The sequence below is a fragment of the Pseudogracilibacillus sp. SO30301A genome, from assembly GCF_037072025.1.
In the GTDB taxonomy this organism is placed as follows: Bacteria; Bacillota; Bacilli; order Bacillales; family Amphibacillaceae; genus Pseudogracilibacillus.
In genome coordinates, this window is record NZ_JAXHDD010000008.1 from 15,036 (window position 1) to 35,516 (window position 20,481).

The 20,481-nt window shown below is 35.5% G+C and carries 18 protein-coding genes, 1 tRNA gene, 1 pseudogene and 1 riboswitch; of the genes and pseudogenes, 11 read left to right on the forward strand and 9 right to left on the reverse strand.

Translation table 11 applies throughout. The annotated features are described in order from the left end of the window. Positions 1-462 precede the first annotated feature (462 nt). The 3 genes from SPD89_RS06140 (at position 463) to SPD89_RS06150 (ending at position 3,319) form a co-directional block, all read left to right on the forward strand. On the forward strand, positions 463-1,716 hold the full coding sequence (locus tag SPD89_RS06140) for an MFS transporter (RefSeq protein WP_336261079.1): 1,254 nt from the start codon (positions 463-465) through the stop codon (positions 1,714-1,716). A gap of 595 nt (positions 1,717-2,311) precedes the next feature. Continuing rightward, a complete protein-coding gene (locus SPD89_RS06145) occupies positions 2,312-2,482 on the forward strand; it encodes a hypothetical protein (protein WP_336261171.1) in 171 nt (56 codons plus the stop codon). A 114-nt stretch (positions 2,483-2,596) separates the two neighbouring features. Next, positions 2,597-3,319, forward strand: a complete 723-nt coding sequence (locus SPD89_RS06150; protein ID WP_336261080.1) for a sulfite exporter TauE/SafE family protein — start codon at positions 2,597-2,599, stop codon at positions 3,317-3,319. Between the two features lie 197 nt (positions 3,320-3,516). Here SPD89_RS06150 and SPD89_RS06155 read toward each other — a convergent pair. Next, positions 3,517-3,589, reverse strand: a tRNA-Ala gene (locus SPD89_RS06155). 223 nt (positions 3,590-3,812) lie between these two features. Between SPD89_RS06155 and SPD89_RS06160 the strand changes: the two genes are divergently transcribed. Next, on the forward strand, positions 3,813-4,415 hold the full coding sequence (locus SPD89_RS06160) for a phosphatase PAP2 family protein (protein WP_336261081.1): 603 nt from the start codon (positions 3,813-3,815) through the stop codon (positions 4,413-4,415). Between the two features lie 139 nt (positions 4,416-4,554). Here the strand turns inward: SPD89_RS06160 and SPD89_RS06165 are convergent, their stop codons facing one another. Next, on the reverse strand, positions 4,555-4,854 hold the full coding sequence (locus SPD89_RS06165; protein WP_336261082.1) for a hypothetical protein: 300 nt from the start codon (positions 4,852-4,854) through the stop codon (positions 4,555-4,557). A 452-nt stretch (positions 4,855-5,306) separates the two neighbouring features. Here SPD89_RS06165 and SPD89_RS06170 point away from each other — a divergent pair, with 452 nt between their 5' ends. Continuing rightward, positions 5,307-5,813: a GrpB family protein gene (locus SPD89_RS06170; protein ID WP_336261083.1), complete on the forward strand. Its 507-nt coding sequence runs from the start codon at positions 5,307-5,309 to the stop codon at positions 5,811-5,813. A 143-nt stretch (positions 5,814-5,956) separates the two neighbouring features. On the opposite strand, the gene SPD89_RS06175 is transcribed toward SPD89_RS06170, so the two are convergent. The 4 genes and pseudogenes from SPD89_RS06175 to SPD89_RS06190 all read right to left on the reverse strand — a co-directional run bounded on the left by SPD89_RS06175 (position 5,957) and on the right by SPD89_RS06190 (position 7,788). Beyond that, positions 5,957-6,478 (reverse strand): type 1 glutamine amidotransferase domain-containing protein, encoded by a 522-nt coding sequence (locus SPD89_RS06175; protein WP_336261084.1) that lies wholly within the window; start codon positions 6,476-6,478, stop codon positions 5,957-5,959. Positions 6,479-6,571: 93 nt separating this feature from the next. Next, a pseudogene (locus tag SPD89_RS06180) lies at positions 6,572-7,300 on the reverse strand (multicopper oxidase domain-containing protein); the annotation flags it as partial. A 78-nt stretch (positions 7,301-7,378) separates the two neighbouring features. Further along, complete coding sequence (locus tag SPD89_RS06185) at positions 7,379-7,531, reverse strand: small acid-soluble spore protein P (protein ID WP_336261085.1); 153 nt, start codon at positions 7,529-7,531, stop codon at positions 7,379-7,381. Further along, complete coding sequence (locus SPD89_RS06190) at positions 7,531-7,788, reverse strand: DNA alkylation repair protein (protein WP_336261086.1); 258 nt, start codon at positions 7,786-7,788, stop codon at positions 7,531-7,533. Before SPD89_RS06190 ends, SPD89_RS06185 begins: the two co-directional genes overlap by 1 nt. Positions 7,789-7,932: 144 nt before the next feature. On the opposite strand from SPD89_RS06190, the gene SPD89_RS06195 reads away from it, so the two are divergent. Further along, entirely contained in the window at positions 7,933-8,910 is a 978-nt protein-coding gene (locus SPD89_RS06195; RefSeq protein WP_336261087.1) for a diaminopimelate dehydrogenase, read from the forward strand. Between the two features lie 912 nt (positions 8,911-9,822). Beyond that, a complete protein-coding gene (locus SPD89_RS06200; protein ID WP_336261088.1) occupies positions 9,823-11,112 on the forward strand; it encodes an NCS2 family permease in 1,290 nt (429 codons plus the stop codon). Positions 11,113-11,601: 489 nt separating this feature from the next. Here the strand turns inward: SPD89_RS06200 and SPD89_RS06205 are convergent, their stop codons facing one another. The 3 genes from SPD89_RS06205 to SPD89_RS06215 all read right to left on the reverse strand — a co-directional run bounded on the left by SPD89_RS06205 (position 11,602) and on the right by SPD89_RS06215 (position 14,256). Continuing rightward, complete coding sequence (locus SPD89_RS06205; protein ID WP_442961069.1) at positions 11,602-13,023, reverse strand: amidase; 1,422 nt, start codon at positions 13,021-13,023, stop codon at positions 11,602-11,604. Beyond that, positions 13,013-13,204 (reverse strand): hypothetical protein, encoded by a 192-nt coding sequence (locus SPD89_RS06210; RefSeq protein WP_336261090.1) that lies wholly within the window; start codon positions 13,202-13,204, stop codon positions 13,013-13,015. The genes SPD89_RS06205 and SPD89_RS06210 overlap by 11 nt, the downstream gene beginning before the upstream one ends. A gap of 68 nt (positions 13,205-13,272) precedes the next feature. Continuing rightward, complete coding sequence (locus tag SPD89_RS06215; protein WP_336261091.1) at positions 13,273-14,256, reverse strand: urea transporter; 984 nt, start codon at positions 14,254-14,256, stop codon at positions 13,273-13,275. Positions 14,257-14,557: 301 nt separating this feature from the next. Between SPD89_RS06215 and SPD89_RS06220 the strand changes: the two genes are divergently transcribed. The 4 genes from SPD89_RS06220 to SPD89_RS06235 all read left to right on the forward strand — a co-directional run bounded on the left by SPD89_RS06220 (position 14,558) and on the right by SPD89_RS06235 (position 20,429). Next, on the forward strand, positions 14,558-16,837 hold the full coding sequence (locus SPD89_RS06220; protein WP_336261092.1) for a transporter substrate-binding protein: 2,280 nt from the start codon (positions 14,558-14,560) through the stop codon (positions 16,835-16,837). A gap of 74 nt (positions 16,838-16,911) precedes the next feature. Beyond that, positions 16,912-17,014, forward strand: a riboswitch (SAM riboswitch). A 175-nt stretch (positions 17,015-17,189) separates the two neighbouring features. Then, entirely contained in the window at positions 17,190-17,330 is a 141-nt protein-coding gene (locus SPD89_RS06225; RefSeq protein ID WP_442961072.1) for a YezD family protein, read from the forward strand. Positions 17,331-17,457: 127 nt separating this feature from the next. Then, a complete protein-coding gene (locus SPD89_RS06230) occupies positions 17,458-18,585 on the forward strand; it encodes a PLP-dependent transferase (RefSeq protein WP_336261165.1) in 1,128 nt (375 codons plus the stop codon). After that, entirely contained in the window at positions 18,582-20,429 is a 1,848-nt protein-coding gene (locus tag SPD89_RS06235) for a bifunctional homocysteine S-methyltransferase/methylenetetrahydrofolate reductase (RefSeq protein WP_336261094.1), read from the forward strand. The genes SPD89_RS06230 and SPD89_RS06235 overlap by 4 nt, the downstream gene beginning before the upstream one ends. The last annotated feature ends 52 nt before the right edge of the window (positions 20,430-20,481 follow it).

Below are 20,481 nucleotides of genomic sequence, written 5' to 3' on the forward strand. Positions count from 1 at the left end.
CTTCCTACCGTTTGGATTTTTGGTTGCAATGAACAGAAGAAAAAAATATTATTTGGTGCTAAAAGTTCATTTAATTTAGAATCATCTATAAAGGGTGCTTTCCTAGAGTTTATCGCTAATTATACCAATAAAAATCAGTTTGACGTTGAGATTGTAACTTATATTCGCAATAAAAAAATAAATTCAGAATATTTAAACCTATTCAATCTATTCTGTATAGCAAAAAAAATGACGATGAATATTCATTGGAAAATCTACAAAATTTTTTGGTTGAAAACCATGCATTTGACTAATTTAAATTGGAATTTAGAGTACCAGAGATAAAAAAACAAGGTAGAGTTGTAAATAGAATAATTGTTCTTCACTTAGATTATTTATACTATCAGTTAAATTTTAAAATAGCTTTAAGTCAAGTATCTCTTAAAATTTTAAGTCCATATTGTTTATAGAAAGGAATAAAAAATGATCAATAAGAATTTCTCTTTATTGTTTATTGCTTCAGTCATATCTACACTTGGAGCGTCCATGACTTATATTTCCTTATACTGGAACTATTTTGAGCAAACTACAGTAGTTTCATTAACATTATTAACGACAGTAACATTTCTTTCAGGATTTATTTTTAGTTTGTTTCTAAGCCCATTTTGTGATAAATACAAACCAAAAAATATGATGATATTTACAATGGTAATGAGAACAATCATATTGATTATATTTGGAATAGGTATGCTTTTTTTAGATATCCATATATATTTCATGATATTTATGATGGTTCTGCTTGTTGCACTTGAATCTCTGTATGATCCTTCTTCGGTAAAGATAATCACTAATATCGTTAAAAAAGAAGAGTATACAACAGCTAACTCATGGATTACTATTTTGGACAGAATTGGCGTATTATTTGGAATGCTATTAGGAGGTATTGTTATTATTAGTTTAAATCTAGGTACTATTTTGTTAATTGAAGCAGGTGCATTCCTTATCGGCGTTATAATTTTATTACAACTGAAAGAAAAATCTGCTGCTGATGATAATAAGAAAGAAATAGAGAGAGAGAATTATTATTTGATGTGGAAAGAAGGTATCGCATATATAATAAAAACAAAATGGCTAATAGGCGTATTATTAGTAGCTATAGCTGCTAATTTAGCCATTACTCCTAGTGTAACTTTATTAATACCATATACTTCAGAAGTACTGCAAGGAGATTCTATCCATTACTCTATTATACAAATTTCAAGTATTTTGGGAAGTATTCTAATGGCTTACATTATCAGTAAGATTAAATTAAAATTACTAGTACAGTCCTTCTTGGTGGCAGCTATATTGCAAAGTTGTATTATCATGTTATTAAGTATGAACTCAAACATTTTAATTACTATTATTCTCATATTTTTATTAGGTTGTTTTGTTGCATTATTTAATGTTCCTTTTGTTACCTTACTTCAAAGACATGTGCCTAATTACTTATTAGGAAGGGTTAGAGGAGGAATGATCGCATTATCAACTGGACTTTCCAGTCTTGGTTACGCGCTTTCCGGAATATTCACAGTACAAATGGGGATCAGATTGACAATTTTTATTTATGGATTAGTAGGGTTTATTATTATTTTTAGTTTAGTATTGTTTAAGCCTTTTTCTTCTATTTCCATTACTAATAATCAAGAGAAAACAGTTGAAACAGATGATAAATTGTTTGTGCAAGATAAAAGTTAAGAGTATTGTAACCAAAATATTAGAAGGTTGCACAAAAAGAAAAGCTTGCCAATCCTCTTAAAATACCCTACCGTTATTAGTGTCGAATCAAAACGGTGGGAGAGTGAAAGGATAGTTAGCAGTTTACTAATGGGGCTTTTATGCAATAAGGCTTTGTCATGGTTCTCAATAATAGGGCGCGCGCGACAAGTTCTGTGATAAACATTTTCAGCGTGAAACACGGGAAGTTACTAAATAAACTTTAACTTTACAACGAAGGATGGGAATGACGAAACCAAGTTTTCGAAAACTATCCCATTGATACTCCTGCGTGCTTTATGCATGACAGTGCATAAGGTTCGAAGCACAATACCGAATGGAATGTGAGCTTGAGAAGGTAGTTTAATTTCACGTCAAAAAGTAACGAAGAACTTATAATCTAGTATACATCGATAGATGGAGCGCCGAATGCTTGGAAACTGGCACGTTCGGTGCGGAGCAGGGGAAAAGCTGGAGATAATCTCAAAGGCTTACCTATTGCTACTATAAAGGAATAACGATTTGCGTCTATTCTTATTGGTAAGTTACAAAAATATAGCAAAGAGGGTGTATGGATATGGTTATGACTACTATTGCTTCTGCATTCATATGGATTGCAGCGATTTACGAACTAATAAAGCCTTCAAAAGAGCAAAATAATCGAAAAATCATTGTTTTAACATCCTTAGGCACTTTATCAACATTAGTTATCACTATTTCATTATTTCAAAATATGTTGGGGGTCTAATAATTCGCTAAACGAGCTATATAATCAAAACGTAGTTGAAGTACAATAGGGTCGAATTGAAGAAGGGAATATATGTTGATTATTTGATATTTGGAGTAGAGTTGGTGACATTGTATGGGGGAAAATTTGATTGTACTTATTATAATTGTACTCGTGGCTTCGTTGTTACAGACAAGTACTGGTTATGGTTTCTCTATTATCGGTACTCCTTTTTTGTTGTTAATTTACCCTGCTCATACAGCGATCCAGGTTAATATTATACTCTCAATTTGTCTTTCTGCTTTTATGATTTTTAAAATTAGAAAAGAAGTAGACAAGTTATTGCTAATTAGATTGATTAAAGGAAGTATCATAGGATTATTTTTTGGTATTTTTATTTATCTGTTTTTAGATATTCGACTACTTAAAATGACTGTTGGTGCTCTTATTCTTTTTTTAACGGTACTTCTTATTTTAAGATTAACGATAGATAGAACGAAGAATAGAGATTTTGTAACGGGCGGAATATCGGGGTTATTAACAACAAGTATTGGTGTACCCGGACCGCCTTTGTTATTATATTTCTCTGGAGCAAGAATAGATCAAACGACCCTCCGTAGTACAACGTTGGCTTATTATCTATTTGTTTATTTTGCTAGCTTGATGATGCAAATATCTTTTGGTGGTACCAGTAAAGAGACATGGATATCCTCTTTTTTAGCTATACCACCTCTGTTTGCTGGAATTATGTTCGGACAGTTCTTGTTTAAATGGATCAGTCAAAAAACATTTCGACTTATTACGTATGTAATTTTGATATTTACAGGGATATATTTATTAGTAACTGGCTTTTTTTAGATTTATATAAAAAATATTGGGCTAAACGGGTGCAATTGTATGTGAAAATGGAGTTAATCTAAAATACCTTGGAAACTTTTCGGCGCTATTTTCACTGTTATTTACAGCTGATAATTAAAATTGGATTACAAAACAACCTGCTAATAATCTTTAAACAAAAACGCTTATACACCTTAATGTATAAGCGTTCCTTTTGATGGAGCATATCGGGCTTGAACCGATGACCTCTTGCATGCCATGCAAGCACTCTCCCAACTGAGCTAATGCCCCAAAAGATTTAACTAATACTTATTATATAATGTTTCTATTTTTTTTCAACAAATTGAGTTAAATTTTGATTACATTTTAATTGAAAGATTGTATATCTAAGTCGATTCTTGTAAAATAATGAGTGACGTTTTGCTATTTATAGAAAGTGTGGTGGGTTAAAATTCGTAAGAAAAAGAAGTCTTTTTTAATTATTTCGGCTATCTTTTTGTTTCTTTTTATGATTATGGCAATGATAACAACAGGAACGACAGGCATTATAATTGATGAAACTGTCGCTTATTGGGCGGATCAAAATAAAACGGCATTTATAGCAGGAGTAATGAAATATGCTTCATTTATCGGCTCTAGTGAAATGGTTTTATTAATAACAGTAATCATTGGAATCGTTTTGTTAATTAAACGAAGCTGGCGAATTCTATTTTTCTTTTTTACATTATCCGTTGGAGGAGTATTCCTTAACTTATTCCTTAAACTTCTCATACAAAGAGCAAGACCAGGGGATGAAGTGAGCTATATCGAAGTATTTAACCTGAATCTGGAAATTCAGTCATACAGTTTTCCGAGTGGTCATACGATGCGCGCAACGATATTGTTTTTATTTTTAATTTACTTAACGTATAAATATATTAACAATACAGGGATTAAAATGGGATACTATTTTGTTTTTGTATTATTAATTTTTGCTGTTGCATTAAGTAGAATCATGCTAGACGCACATTTTGTTACAGATATTGCAGGTGCAATCTTAGTATCAATTTTTTGGTTTTTCTTAATTTTATATTTTTTTCACAAACCAAAAAGAGCTAATTCCCTAATGTTTAGTTAAAAAAAAGTTACGTCTTTTTTGTAGATAGGAAAAAATAAAACTTTCTTTACTCGCAGTGAAACGAAGGCTTTCTCCATTGATTTGCGGAAAGCTTTCGTTTTCACTCATTTCTTTTGCAAGGAATCATTTAAGGATGATTCTAATTTTTTATAATAAAGGGTAAAGCCAAACCAATGCCAATTGGTAAAGCGATGAATAACTTCATTCTTATTTCTAAACGCCGATTATCTATCGCAGCGTATACTTTCCGGTCTTCAGCATAAATAAAGTCGATCTTATCCGGTTGTAATAAAATAGTTTGATCTCCTTCAATTCCAAACAATCGTTCCTGCGTATCCTTTTTAATAAATGACATTATTTGTACGTCTGTCCATTCATTCGTCTGAATCGTAATCGATGTACCTTCATATTGATCGTCGCTATCGACATTTATTTTCATGGTATTTCCCCAATCTTATTTACTAGCTTTTTGCTCGCCTTGAAAATTTAGGATAAGAGATCCATGCGAGCGTGAAACCAATACATCCAAACCCTAGTAAAATAAGCGAGCTCAGTAGAAAATCTGTATAACTTAACGTCCCGCTCATCGCCAGTTTAAAAGCATCATGCGCCGCTGAAAAACTTTATAACAACTTCTAGTAAATTTAAAAGTTCTATCAATAATTTATCCATTGCAGCAGCTGCAACCTTTTTATTTATGGTGAAACCGACCTTTCAAGTCATTCAATTAAGTATTTCAACAATTTTATTTGCTGTAGTTTGAAAGAGCAAAAAGGGCATTAGGTAAGATTGATCCTGTAGATATTGAAGAAAATTATCTGCTAATTTTTGCATTGAAGATGGCAAACCTGGAAGCCCAGGAACAGTTGGATAATAGAGAAGGGGGATAAGATGTTAGGTTTGCCAAAAGGAGAGGTCTTCTTAGTTCCTTGGACGGGGGAATGGAATAAAGAATATTTATTAGAGAAAGAAAAAATACAAGATAAAATAGGTGAATACATAATGAGTATTCACCACATAGGTAGTACATCAGTAAAACATTTAAGTGCAAAACCAATTATTGACATTGCCATAGAAATCAAAGATTTTAAAGATGGTGCGAATATTTCCTCACCCTTAGAGGAGTTAGGATATTTGTATAAAGGAACAAATATTTTGCCTGAAAGACATTATTTTAGTAAGGGTGAACCGAGAACCCATCAAATCCATATGTATCAATGTTCAAATAAATATTTACTTGAACAGCTAAAATTCCGAGATTACTTGAGAGATAATGATGAAGCAAGAATTAAATATGATCAGCTCAAACTTAATTTAGCTAAATTAAATAAAAATAATAAACATAAATATGCAGAAGAGAAAACTGCTTTCGTTAAATCAATTTTAGAAAAAATTTAATGGGTTTGTGTTTTCATGGAGTAAGTTGAAGAAAAAAAGGACATACCATATTAGTCATATAAAATATGTTGTGTCCTTTAATTTATCTATCTTTTTTCAGTTTGGGTCTTGATAAATATATTCCGAGTATTTTTAAGCTGCCATTATTCTGCTAACTTATCAGCAAAAACTTTCATGTAAACTGGTAAATCATCTGGTCGACGGCTTGAAATAATATGTCCATCCACGACTACCTCTTCATCGACCCAAGTAGCACCAGCGTTTTCCATGTCGTCCTTAATCGCAGGCGTACTTGTTACTTTTTTGCCTTCTAAAATATTTGCTGAAATGAGTACCCAGCCAGCATGACAAATTTGTCCAATTGGTTTCTTTGCTTCATCCATTTCTTGAAGGAACGTAAGTACTTCTGGATAGCGTCGTAACTTATCTGGTGCCCAACCACCTGGTACAAGAATCCCATCATAGTCTTTTGCATTAATATCTGAAAACGCAAAATCCGTTTTAGCTGGAGCTCCGTATTTTCCTTTATAAGTCGTATTAGCTTCCGGACCGACTAAATCTACTTGTGCACCTTCTTCACGTAATCGGTAAACAGGGTACCAGTGCTCTAAATCATGCGCATCGTTATCAACAAGTGCGATGACTTTTTTATCTTTTAAACGCATTTTATCCATCCTTTCATTTGTTTCTATTATTAGTGTAGCAGATAAAGGTGCATAAAAAAACTTCCTCACCTGAGAGTGAGGAAGTTTCTAGTTTTATTCAGTTACTTCTATGATACCTGTTGCACCTTTTGTTGCATGGTTGAATTGGTGAGTAACGAATGGATATGTGCCAGGTACTTTTAGTGTAAATTCTACGACAGCACCTCCACTAGCTGGTAACGTGACTGTTTGCATTCCTTTATAATAGTTTACTGGGTTTCCATCCAAGTAAACATCTTCCATTATAGTGCCGATGATGTGGAAAGAGCTTACCTCGTTTGGACCAACGTTGTTTACGTAGAATCTTACTTTTTCGCCAACTTTTGCTCCTAAAGGTGTATCTTTTAGTGCAGTTGTTGTTCCATTTGTATTAGGTTGTCCGTCGTGCAATGCTTTTGCAGAGAATACTACTTGAGAAGGAACACCATTTGTCATATCATCTAAATCATTGTATTTATACCATTCGTTTTGAATAATAACATATACTTCATCATCTGTTGGGAAACCGTCTTTCGGTTGAACAATGATTACGCCGTGCATTCCGTTAGCAATATGAGATAAGACCGGCTCAGTAGCACAATGATACATGAATACACCTGGAGAAGATGTTGGGAAGCTAAATGCTCCTTTTTCATTTGGTTCCAAGTCTGCAAAATCTTCTGCTGGGTTTGTGTGAACAGCGTGTAAGTCAATACTGTGTGGGATGGCGGGATCCATATTATTCAATTCAAAATGAAGTATATCTCCTTCTTCAACTACAATTAATGGTCCGGGAGCTTCACCGTACTTTGACTAATATATTTTTAGCTATAGTTTAATCGGAGGAATTTTAAAAGCGACAGAGTTAACTGTCGCTTCATGTCACATCCCATTATCTGCAGCATTTCTCTCTCGTCCTTGTGTACTCATTTTATGTTGATGGGAGCCGCTTAAAGGTTCACCATATGGTTGCTTTGGACTTTTTGGCAAATCGGGCTTGTCCTTTTGTTTAGGACCTTTCGGTTTTCTAGACATTACAAATTCTCCTTCCTCTGATAAATTGCATATTTTTTAAACATTTCTTCATCTTCTAGTAAACCACAAACGCCACACTGGACTTTTATATGAGGTCCACGATAGGGGAGATGAAATGGTTCCTTATTTTCAATTGTATACTCTTCGACGACGTCTCCAGTTTCAGCATCTAATTTAACGATTTTGGGATGCTGCTCAACAATATTAAAGCGTGTTCGATTCGTTTTGCAATTTGGACAGTGATAGGCATTGCTCATCAAAAATCCCTCCCTAAAAATAAAATTCCCCAAAATTCATTTCATTATGAATAAAATTGTAATAAATCGCTACCATTGCACTTTGTAGCCAAAAACGATAGTATATAGGAAAAATACTACTAAAATATCTAGGTGGGATTATGGATGACGAAAATAAGAATAGGAATTATCGGTTACGGAAATTTAGGACGAGGAGCAGAAATGGCGATTAAGCAACAGCCGGACATGGAACTTGTTGCTGTGTTTTCCCGAAGAGGTGTTGTTCAAACGTTTGATCAAGACGTTATTTCTTTACATATAGATGAAGTAAAAAATTATCAAGACAAAATTGATGTCATGATTTTATGTGGAGGATCAGCAACAGACTTACCTAAACAGACGCCATATTTTGCTTCCATGTTTAATACAGTGGATAGTTTTGATACACATGCGAAAATTCCTGAATATTATGAAGCCGTTAATAATGTAGCTGAAAAAAGTGGTAAAACGAGTATTATTTCTGTTGGTTGGGATCCGGGGTTGTTTTCGATAAACCGTGTAATGTCAGAAGCAGTTTTAACCGATGGTAATACATATACATTTTGGGGGAAAGGGCTTAGTCAAGGACATTCCGATGCAGTTCGTCGTGTTGAAGGGGTTAAAGCAGGTGTCCAATATACGATACCATCTGAAGAAGCGATGAATCGTGTACGTGCGGGAGAAAATCCAGAGCTTGCAACAAGTGAGAAACACAAAAGGGAATGTTATGTAGTGTTAGAGGAAGGTGTAGCTGCTGATCAAGTTGAAAACACAATTAAAACAATGCCAAACTATTTTGATGAATATGATACAACCGTACATTTTATTACGGAGGAAGAATTAAAACGAGATCATGCAGATATGCCTCATGGTGGATTTGTTATTCATAGTGGTAAAACGGGGGAAGGTACCAATCAAATTGTTGAATTCAGTTTAAAATTGGACAGTAATCCGGAGTTTACTTCAAGTGTTCTAGTCGCATATGCTCGTGCCGCATATCGATTACATCAAGAAGGACAAGCAGGAGCAAAAACCGTATACGATATTGGACCAGGTTATATCCATCCAAAATCACCAAGTGAATTAAGAAAGAATTATTTATAATTATAAACTCGGCATACAAGAATACCTGCAAGTTAGCTACTTTGCTAATTGTGGGTTTTCTTTTTTTAATAATAAAAATTCACACTGGTTACGGTCTTTATCAAAGCTATAGATGAATTCTACACTTGCTGTCAGTGGATGGGGTAGTGTTTTGATTGGCTGAGAAAGGTGATAACATTAATAGGTTATAGATTTTATATTTGATTGTTTTCATAAACTAAATTGCTAATACCCATAAACTGCGACATAACTAGGGATAGTAATTATATAACCTCTATGGAAATAGACTAGGTGGCTTACTCACTTCTTATCTAAAATTGTGATTTAAAAACCGCTTCGGCAGAATACTATGCTTTCCACGGGCACGGCTTCAGAATCCGAAGCAGAAAACCACTGCTTGAGACTTCAGACGCGTGCTTTTCCCGTGGGCGGATAGGCCTACGCTAGTTGGAAAAACATGCATCCTTCCAGCGAAGGAAATACACGGAGACTCACGTGGGCGGATAGGCCTAGGCGAGACACAAGTATGTAGCACGAAGGGGCTCATCAGCCGTTCACGGAAAGCGTAGTGTATTTTCGAAGCGGTATTTCGCTTTGCAACTTGTCTACTTTTAAAAGTAATCATCATTAGTACCAAATTTTCATTATTCAACAGTATACTTCAGGAGCCTACCGTTGAAATGGTTAAATTCAATATATCCCATTTTGTAATTGTTTCGACTTTAGGGCAACAAAACTCGTTAACTTATTTACAGATAAATCTAGTATTTTTTAGTTTTAAATTGAATTATGAATATTATTCCCTTATTATATTTCTGGGGTCTGAAACGATAATGCTTATCATGATAATAAAAGCATGAGCAGGAAATAATAAGAGAATAGAACGTCATATACATCATAAAGGGGAAAAACATGGAGAATTTTTTTAGACTAAAAGAATTAGGCACAAATGTGAGAACGGAAATTTTAGCAGGGTTAACGACCTTTTTGACAATGGCATATATCGTTGTTGTTAATCCAGCTATACTTTCAGCTGCAGGTGTTCCATTTGAACAAGTTTTTATAGCAACAATTGTATCTGCTGTTGTTGGAACATTAATCATGGCTTTTTGGGCGAATTATCCGATCGCAATTGCACCCGGTATGGGAATGAATGCGTATTTTGTTAGTGTTGTTGCGACGCAAGGAGTAACGTATCAAGTCGTTTTTGGAGCAGTATTACTAGCAGGTATTTTATTTCTGTTATTAACATTTACTCATCTTCGTGAAATACTTATTGAATCGATTCCGGCTGCTTTAAAATATGGGATCACTGCAGGAATTGGAATTTTTATCGCTTTTCTTGGACTCAAAATGTCTGGGCTTGTCGTTGAAAATGCCGACACGTTAGTTGCATTTGGGGAACTGACAGACCCTAATACATTACTTTCGGTTACAGGTCTACTTATTACATTAATTTTGATTACACGTAATGTAAAAGGTGCTCTGTTTATTGGGATGTTTATTACGGCCTTGATAGGTTATTTTATGGGGATGTTACAGATTGAAGGTATTGCGTCTGTTCCGCCTTCACCTGTCTTTTTCGATTTAGATATTGCAGGTGTTTTTTCTCATTCATTATATACGGTAGTGTTTGCTTATTTACTCGTTACAATATTCGATACTACTGGAACGATGATTGGCGTTGCGGAACAGGCAAATTTAATGAAAGACGGAAAGCTTCCTAAGGCAAAAGCGGCATTAACTGCCGATGCAGTTGCTACAACAGTAGGGGCGACATTAGGCTCAACTCCATCGAGTGCGTATGTTGAATCATCTTCTGGGGTAGCGGTTGGGGGAAAAAGTGGACTAACTACATTGGTCGTCGCTATCTTGTTTCTCATTACATTATTTTTCTCTCCAATCGTTGCAGCAATATCCTCTTTATCAGCGATTACAGCTCCAGCACTGATCATTGTTGGAAGTTTTATGATGACAGGATTAGCAAATGTAAATTGGAAAGAATTTGATGAAGCCTTTCCAACTTTTGCAGTCGTAATTATGATGCCTTTAACGTCTAGTATTGCAACAGGAATCGCAGTTGGCTTTATTACGTATCCGCTTCTAAAGCTTTTCAGTGGGAAGGGGAAGGAAGTTCATCCAATTTTATATGTCTTTGGGGTTATATTTGTGCTCCAAATGATTTATTTTCCAGGACATTAATAAAAAAGGAATCTATGAGCCGTTTTGGTGGCAAGCAGATTCCTATTTTGAATGCCGGATTTTTGTTTATTTCGCTAAAATTTTGCGTCAATCGCTGTATTATCATGAAAGTCGCTGAATGATCATAAATAGCGCTGAATGATCAACAAAAATCGCTGAATGATCGTAAATAGCGCTGAATGATCAATAAAAATCGCTGAATTCCTACGCGTTTCCCGCTAAGGGAAGTACATCCAATTTTATATGTCTTTGGGGTTATTTTTGTGCTCCAAATGATTTACTTTCCAGGACATTAATAAAAAAGGAATCTATGAGCCGTTTTGGTGGCAAGCAGATTCCTATTTTGAATGCCGGATTTTTGTTTATTTCGCTAAAATTTTGCGTCAATCGCTGTATTATCATGAAAATCGCTGAATGATCATAAATAGCGCTGAATGATCAACAGAAAACGCTGAATTCCTACGCCCCCGCATAAATAAAAACTTTTATTTATGCGTTAACCAATAAATCGGGTTTTCTATTTTCAAGTGGGTTTGTCTGTTCAAAAGCATACCCAGCATTTAGAATTGCTGCTTCACCAAAAGCAGGACCCATTAATTGCATACCAACTGGTAACCCTTGGCTAAATCCGCACGGTACAGATAACGCTGGAAGTCCTGTTAAGTTTCCAGGTCCCATAAAGCGGATAATATTATCAATTAAATCAACTTTTTTACCGTTTAGGTCTGCCCAATCATCTCCAATGTCATTAGGCAGGATAGGCAATGTTGGCATCGCAAGGATGTCGACATGCTCAAAAGCTCTTCTGAAATCATGCTTCAATTGTCTTCTAACTTGCTGTGCTTGTAAGAAATCAACAGCAGATGGTAGTTCGCCTAGTTCAAACAACATACGAATATCATGGCCGAAATCATCAGGTCTTGTTAACATATCACTATGATGAATAGCCGAAGCTTCTGATAGTGACGTGATTAACTCTGCCCATTCCGCATATTTAAGGGTAGGGATCTTCACTTCCTGTACTTTAGCACCTTGGTCTACTAATTTTTGAATTCCCGCACGTACGAGTTTTTCAATCTCGGAATCCACTTCTTTAAAGTAGTAGTCTTCCTCCACACCGATAACGAGATCTTTAACATCTCCTGTTATTTTTCCTACGTAATCATCAACAGGTACATCCACCGTAGTAGGGTCGTTTGGATCAAACCCAGCAATGATTTGTAGTAACCCGGCAGCATCTTTTACTGTTCTTGTCATTGGTCCGACATGGTCGAGTGACCAGGCTAAAGGATATACTCCATATTTACTTACACGGCCAAAGGTTTGTTTTAACCCAACAATTCCGTTTGCAGATGAAGGAATACGGATAGACCCTGCTGTGTCAGTCCCTAATGAAGCGACACTAGATCCAACTGCAACTGCTGCACCTGATCCACCACTAGAACCACCAGGGATTTTCTCAAGATTCCATGGGTTTTTTACTGCACCATAATGTGGGTTATTGTTCGTTATACCCCAAGCGTATTCGTGCATACTAACTTTTCCGGTAAAAACAACACCAGCATTTTTTAATTTTGCAACGACCGTTGCATCATAATCGGAAACAAAGTCCTTATGAATTTTCGAAGACATTGTTGTTACTTTATCTTTAAAATATACGTTATCCTTAATACCCATAGGAATACCATGATACATGCCACGATAATTACCGTTCGCGATTTCTTCTTCTGCTTTTTTAGCATCTTTTATTGCGTCCTCGTGGTAGATCTCCATATAAGCATTAATTTTTCCTTCTGTTGCTTCTGCATGGTTTAATATTTCCTCTGTTAATTCAACAGGAGATACTTCTTTCTTTTCAATTAAAGGTGCTAATTCCTCAACGGCTTTTCCTACTAAATTTTTACTCAACATGATCACCTCCAGGGATATTTCGTAAAGCTATGTCTGCATCATCAATGTTTACACCATTTAAGTCTCCACGCAGTTCCGCCATTGCTTTCCAACGTCTGTCCAAAACTTCGAGATGTTCCTCTCTCGGGTTTATTCCCTTGTTTTCCAATAACTCTTTAATTGATAACGACAAATTAACCACTCCTTCTAAATTTATTATTTATCTTAATAAGCTGATGCCTAAAGATAACGTAATATAAAGCATTTAAATCAAAAGTTTGGCATTACTTTTCTTGCACCTAAAAAAATCCAAGAGCTAAGTACAAATGCCATTGTTAGCGCTGGTAAACCAAACGGAACTAGCCAAATGCTTAAGCTTGCTGTAATTAAAATAGTTAATACAGCTCCCGAAATTCCTGAGATTAAAGCAAAACGGTTTTCAGTTTCCTTAAATATGATAGAGATGGCAATAATGGATAAAATTGCATTGTATCCGTATAATCCCAGCGAAATTAAATCATGTTCAGCTCCAAGTAAGAAAGCGGTCAAAAGAGCCATTGCACTTGCAATAATGGCGTATAACCCAAATTTCCATCCGGCCCAAAAAAGTGCAATGAAAAGTAATATGCCTGAAATTATATTCTCTAGAAAGAATATTTGGGCGATCCCCAATATAAATCCACTTAGCCAATCTATGTCCCCAGTGATATTCAATGTCCAATTTGATAAAGTTCCCGGTGTGAGTGTAGAACTCAATTGAAAAACTTCTAACTTATAAGATAGTAGCAACATAAACCAAGTGATAATCACAAAAGGAAAAGTAAGTATTGGTATAGTAGTTTCTTTGATAAAATGCATTAACGCTGCTGTTAAAATTGATGCAATAGCTGCCCCAATAAGAGCGATTATCCAGCTGTAAGGTCCAGTTAGAAATAGCGCGAGTGCAAGACCTGAAAGAGCTGAGTTATATCCGAATAAACCGGAATGAACTGCATTTTTATCAGCTCCACCTATTAATGCAACGAAAGTACCGATAACAACTGATAATAGTGTGACGATACCTAAAAAAGGAGAAGCGACTGTAATAGCAGCTAAAATAATTAAGCCAGTAATGACATTTTCAATCAGAACAATTTGGGATATCCCTTTTACTGAAGCGATTACAAATTGGTATACATCACCCTCTCTAAATGATTTTGTCTCTTCATGGATACTGTCAAACTCTTGACGTAACTTTTTTTCTACATTTTTCATGAAACCTCCCCATCTCACTTACTTTTCTTTTTAAAGAAATCTAAAAGTAAGGAACCTATTTGCTTATAAAATTATGCAACTTTCGTGCCAACTTTATTTTTTATTGAAAAAGGCGTGTTTTAAATGGGGAATGATTTCATCAAACCCATATGGTTATCGCATGAAAAGATTTGATGAATAGTAGATTAATAGATTGAATGTTTATAATAAAAACGTTATTATAATGGAAACGAATATAATTATTGTCTCATTTTGAAACCGCTTTCCCGATTTGGGACATATAAAAGAAGGAGGAACTAAAGTGCAAATAAAGGTTGGCCTCTTATTCTCTTTGACAGGCACGACTTCGATTACTGAAAAAGGACAATATGATGCCGCCTGCTTCGCCATCCATCAATTCCAACGACAAGGACATAACATAGAGATAATTACTAAAGATATTTGTTCTGATCCACATAAGGCTAAAAAGGAAGCAGAGGCACTCGCACGACGAGGTGTTAAGGTGTTTATTGGTTGTTACACGTCTGCCTGCCGCAAAGCTGTATTACCGATACTTGAGAAGTACAATTGTTTACTGGTTTACCCGACATTATATGAAGGACAAGAAGATCATCCGAATGTTTTTTATACCGGAGAAGTTCCAAATCAGCAAGTTCATATATTAATTGATTACTTAATGAGTGAATATGGGAAGCGAATTTACTTAATAGGAAATGATTATATTTACCCTCGTGAAACAAATTCACAAGTGAAATCATATGTTGTAGATATAAAGGGTGAAATAATTGCAGAAGAATACGTACCTTTTGGACATAGGGAATTTCATCGTATTATTCAAGATATTATCGTACAAAAACCTGATGCTATTTTTTCAACGCTAGTAGGACAAAGTGTGCTTTCCTTCTATAAAGCGTATAAACAGATGGGACTAGACCCTAATTCATTACCGATTTTTAGTCCGATTACAAAAGAAACGGAAATAGCAGCCATGGGATCAGATGTCGGAAAAGGACACTATAGTTCTGCAAGTTATTTTCAGTCTTTAGATAACTCATTGAATAAAAAGTTCGTAAATAATTACAATGAATTTTTTAATGAAAAAAAGTCTATCTCCTCTGTTATGTTCAATACATACTTAGGAACAGAGATAGTTCTTGATGCTATCATACACACAAAGAACTTTGATATAGATAAGATTTTTCAATATATAAGTGGTAGAAAAATAGATACTGCGTGTGGAGAATTGCGTATAGATAAAGAAAAACGTCATCTTTCACGCCCGGTTAAAATTGGAAAAGCTCTATCGAATGGTCAGTTTAAAATTGTTTGGGACTCAGCTAATAATATAAAACCTCGCCCGTATAAAAATATTAAAGAATCCAAAAAGAGTCATTTGAATGAAATTGTTCTAAATGCTTGGGGACAGATAAGTGAAGAAGCAATCATTGCGTTATCCGAGGATAGAACTATTCAATATATGAGCTTAAAGGCAAAAGAAATGACTGGCTTTCAAAACGGCGAAACACTCACTCCTCAAATGTTAAAACATATGGAAAATAAATTTGAAGTCAATTCCTATGAAGCAAAATTAAAAACATTGTTTTTACTAAAACCTAACTATCAAAAAACCTTTGATTCAATCTTTCAATTTGGAACTATTCAAACTAAAAATATAAACTTTCAACATGAACTTGAAACGGCAACGATTGCCGCACAAACAACCGCAAATGTTTTAATTCTTGGCGAAACAGGTACTGGAAAAGAAGTAATGGCCCGTGCTATTCATGAAGAGAGCAGTAGGAGAAACGGATCATTTGTTGCAGTGAACACCGGAGCAATCCCGAAAGATTTAATAGCTAGTGAGTTGTTCGGGTATTCAGAAGGTACGTTTACAGGGGGGAAAAAGGGCGGAGCAATTGGGAAATTTGAAAGTGCCCATAACGGTACACTCTTCCTAGATGAGATAGGTGATATGCCAATTGAACTTCAAGTTATTTTATTGCGTGCGATTGAAACGAAAAAAATAATCCGGCTTGGAGATACGATAGAGCGACCAGTCGATATCCGAATTATCGCAGCTACGAATAGAAACTTGCAAGAGGAGATTGCGTATAATAATTCATTCAGATCTGATCTTTATTACAGGTTGAATGTTTTAAATATTGATATTCCACCTTTACGGGAACGACCTGAAGATATTGAAACTCTTGCTTGGACTTTTATGAAACAGTTCCAAGAGCAGTATGGAGATGGACCAACACAGATTGATCAAGAAGCAATGCAACTGTTTATCGAATATCCGTGGCCAGGTAATATTAGAGAACTCAGAAATATTATGGAGCGTGCTTTTTTACTATCGAGAAGAAAATCTAAAAAAATTACAAGTAGCCACTTACCTAGAAATATTAAAGGGTATTATAAGCGGAAAATGCCTTCAGAACTTACATTAAAAGATGTTGAAAAGAAAATGATTACTCAAGCGTTAATGGAGACGAATAGTGTTAAGGAAGCTTCAAAAAAGTTAGGCATAGGAAGAAGTACACTTTATCGAAAAATGAAGGAATTTGAGATAAGTATATAATTTTCTAAAAAAACATTTGACAACAAATAATAAACAGTGTACAGTAGTAGTTACAATTTAATCAGATTTATTTTTTCTTATCCAGAGAGGTGGAGGGACTGGCCCAGTGAAGCCTCGGCAACAGACTTTTTAAGTACTGTGCCAATTCCAGCAAGCTAAGTGCCTGAAAGATAAGAAGAGAGAGAAATGAACGATATATTCAACCTCTTCTTATCTTGATAAGAAGAGGGTTTTTTACTTATTGAACCACCAAAAGTAATATAACTCTTCTCGATAAAGCTTTGCAAGTTCCAATGAAAAGAACTTGTACTTTACATCAATTAGCTAAAGGGGAGATGAGAATTTGAGCAAACTGGATCAAGTGAAACTGGACTATTTACAGGCTGTTTTACAAGAAATTGAGTATGGGTCTGTTGTAATTACGATTCATGATGGTCGTATTACACAAATTGACGCAACAGAGAAAAAACGATTTAGTAAAAGCTTAGTTTAATAAAAATATTGAGGTTGCCGATTAGACAACTAAAGGCATCTTACATCTATCTCTAGCCATTTTAGTATAGAGAGGATGTTGGATGTCTTTTATTTTTGCCAAATTTACTAAGAAAGGGGTTAATAAAATGACGGATTCGTGTAGGAAAGAGACGTTTCTTGTACAAATAGGAAACAGGAAAGAAGAACATTTTCGCGCAGTCAGTACACCTATTTATTTTTCCACTGCATTCCGCCATGAAGAGATTGGCCTTCAAGACGGTTATGATTATATCCGCACTGGTAACCCGACTAGAGATGTGTTAGAAAAAGCAGTTGCAGAGTTAGAAAGTGGAGAAAAAGCATTCGCTACATCTTCCGGTATGGCGGCTGTTCAACTCGTATTTGCTTTATTTGAAGAAGGATCACATTTTATTGCATCTCGTGATATATACGGAGGGAATTATCGTTTATTTGAAGTGTTTGAGAAAAAGTACAATTTTTCTTTTACGTATTGGGACGGGAAAGATTATGAGGAACTTGAAACATTTATTCAGGATAATACGAAAGCGATTTTCATTGAGTCACCAACTAACCCGTTAATGCAGACAGTTGATTTAAGAAAAATCTCAGTGATCACAAAACGTCATGAGATTCTTCATATCGTTGATAACACACTGTACACTCCTTATATTCAGCGACCGCTTGAAGAAGGGGCAGATATTGTCGTTCATAGCGCAACAAAATATTTAGCAGGGCATAATGATTTGTTAGCAGGAGTTGTCATCTCAAAAGGAAAGACAGTAAACGAAGAGTTTGCTTTTTTGCATAACTCAATCGGAGCAGTGTTATCACCATATGACTGTTTTAGCCTCATTCGGGGGATGAAAACACTGGCCCTTCGGATGAGGCAGCATGAAAATAATGCCAAGCGAGTAGTTGAGTATTTGAGAACTCATCCACTTGTAACAGATGTGTATTACCCGGGGAGAAGCGGAATGTTAAGTTTTGAAATAATTGATGAAGCACTTGTTTCGCCGTTTCTAAAAGCATTAAAACTTTTTACGTTTGCTGAAAGTTTAGGAGGAGTAGAAAGCTTTTTAACGTACCCAATTACACAGACACATATGGATATTCCAAAAGAGGTGCGTGAATCATACGGATTATCAAATTGTCTACTACGTGCTTCTGTTGGGATTGAACATGAAGATGATATTATCGCTGACCTTGAGCAAGCTTTCGAAGCAATTACTCAATTGGGGGTGGCAAAGTTTTGAGTTTATTAGCTGATTTAAAGAAACGAATATTAATCGCTGATGGTGCTATGGGGACGATTTTATATTCTCATGGGGTGGATCGTAGCTTTGAAGAATTAAATTTGAGCCACCCGGAGCAAATTCAAAATGTGCATGAAGCGTATATTAATGCAGGTGCTGACGTTATTCAGACGAATACATATGGTGCAAACTATATTAAATTAGCACGTTATGGGTTAGAAGAACAAGTGAAAAATATTAATCAAAAGGCAGTTCAAATTGCTAGAAAAGCGAGTAAAGGAAGCGTGCATGTTTTGGGAAATATTGGAGGAATTCACGGTGCACAAACTTTACTGGAGTCAGATGAGGAAATCAAGCGAAGTTTTCGGGAACAATTATATTGTTTACTACTGGAGGGCGTGGATGGGTTAATCCTTGAAACCTATTATAATCTCGATGAATTAAAAACAGTTTTACAAATTGCTAGAGAAGAAACAGATTTACCGATCATTACCAATGTTTCCATGCATGAACCGGGTGTACTAGAAAATGGGGTTACGCTATCTGATGCGTTAAAACAGTTAGAAGCGCTCGGTGCAGATGTAGTTGGAGTAAATTGTCGACTAGGTCCTTCCCAAATGGTAACTTCACTGGAGTCAGTACCTTTATTGGATCGCGCTTTCTTGGCAGCATATCCAAATGCGAGTTTACCAGCGTATCGGGATGGGGTGCTTTTTTACGAAAATGAACCGAATTATTTTACAGATTGTGCAGTAGCTCTCAGAAATCAAGGAGTTCGATTAATCGGAGGGTGTTGTGGAACTACTCCTGAACATATTAAAGCGCTTGTGGAAGGGGTAAAAAAACTAGCACCAATTACAGAAAAGGAAGTTAAAGTTAAGGAATCGGTTGCAGTTTTATCGAAAAGAAAGCATGAGACAGAAACATTAGCTGATAAAGCAAAAAGACGCCACACTATCATTGTAGAATTAGATGCACCGAAACATTTAGATATTACGGAGTATGTGCAAGGAGCTAAAGCGTTAAAGGAAGCGGGGGTTGATGCAATTACGCTTGCAGATAATTCACTTGCGACTCCAAGAATTAGTAATGTCGCTATGGCAACTATTTTACAACAACACGGAATAGAACCACTTGTTCATTTAACATGTCGTGATCGTAATTTAATTGGTTTGCAGTCTCATCTTATGGGTCTTCACACACTAGGAATTACGGAGATTCTTGCAATTACAGGTGATCCAACTAAAATTGGTGACTTTCCAGGAGCAACCTCTGTCTTTGATGTGAATTCATTTAAATTAATTGAGTTAATTAAAAAGGGGAACAATGGAATTTCATTTTCAGGAAAATCTTTACGAGAAAAAACTTCCTTTAGCGTAGCGGCAGCATTTAATCCAAATGTCGCCAATGTCAAAAAGGGCGTTCAGCGCATGGAAAGAAAAATTAAAAGTGGTGCCAACTACATTTTAACCCAACCAATTTACAGCAGTGAAAAGTTGATTGAATTGAAAAAAGCTACGGCGCATATTGAAACACCGATATTCATAGGAATTATGCCACTAACTTCAACAAAGAATGCAGAGTTTTTGCATAATGAAGTTCCAGGTATAAAGTTAACAGATGAAGTCCGAGCGCAAATGAAAGCAACTGCTGGAAACCGAAAACTAGCAACATCTGAAAGTATTGCAATTTCCAAGGAGTTACTCGACACAGCGTTGGATCATTTTAACGGTATTTATTTAATCACACCATTTATGCGCTATGACATTTGTGTGGAACTGGTGAACTATATTCATCAGAAAACTAAACACACATCAATGGGAGTTGCTCAAGTCGAGGTGTGAGATGCTCAAGTAAGGTTCTTAATTGCAGATGTGCCGTTTTCGTGAAAGATGT

Excerpts from the sequence above, each read along its gene's own strand:
- SPD89_RS06185 (WP_336261085.1), bottom strand. The coding sequence starts at position 7,531 with ATGTCTAGAAAACCGAAAGGTCCTAAACAAAAGGACAAGCCCGATTTG.
- SPD89_RS06145 (WP_336261171.1), top strand. The coding sequence starts at position 2,312 with ATGGTTATGACTACTATTGCTTCTGCATTCATATGGATTGCAGCGATT.
- SPD89_RS06205 (WP_442961069.1), bottom strand. The coding sequence starts at position 13,023 with ATGTTGAGTAAAAATTTAGTAGGAAAAGCCGTTGAGGAATTAGCACCT.
- SPD89_RS06150 (WP_336261080.1), top strand. The coding sequence starts at position 2,597 with ATGGGGGAAAATTTGATTGTACTTATTATAATTGTACTCGTGGCTTCG.
- SPD89_RS06195 (WP_336261087.1), top strand. The coding sequence starts at position 7,933 with ATGACGAAAATAAGAATAGGAATTATCGGTTACGGAAATTTAGGACGA.
- SPD89_RS06230 (WP_336261165.1), top strand. The coding sequence starts at position 17,458 with ATGACGGATTCGTGTAGGAAAGAGACGTTTCTTGTACAAATAGGAAAC.
- SPD89_RS06170 (WP_336261083.1), top strand. The coding sequence starts at position 5,307 with ATGTTAGGTTTGCCAAAAGGAGAGGTCTTCTTAGTTCCTTGGACGGGG.
- SPD89_RS06175 (WP_336261084.1), bottom strand. The coding sequence starts at position 6,478 with ATGCGTTTAAAAGATAAAAAAGTCATCGCACTTGTTGATAACGATGCG.
- SPD89_RS06165 (WP_336261082.1), bottom strand. The coding sequence starts at position 4,854 with ATGAAAATAAATGTCGATAGCGACGATCAATATGAAGGTACATCGATT.
- SPD89_RS06190 (WP_336261086.1), bottom strand. The coding sequence starts at position 7,788 with ATGAGCAATGCCTATCACTGTCCAAATTGCAAAACGAATCGAACACGC.
- SPD89_RS06215 (WP_336261091.1), bottom strand. The coding sequence starts at position 14,256 with ATGAAAAATGTAGAAAAAAAGTTACGTCAAGAGTTTGACAGTATCCAT.
- SPD89_RS06160 (WP_336261081.1), top strand. The coding sequence starts at position 3,813 with ATGGCAATGATAACAACAGGAACGACAGGCATTATAATTGATGAAACT.
- SPD89_RS06200 (WP_336261088.1), top strand. The coding sequence starts at position 9,823 with ATGGAGAATTTTTTTAGACTAAAAGAATTAGGCACAAATGTGAGAACG.
- SPD89_RS06140 (WP_336261079.1), top strand. The coding sequence starts at position 463 with ATGATCAATAAGAATTTCTCTTTATTGTTTATTGCTTCAGTCATATCT.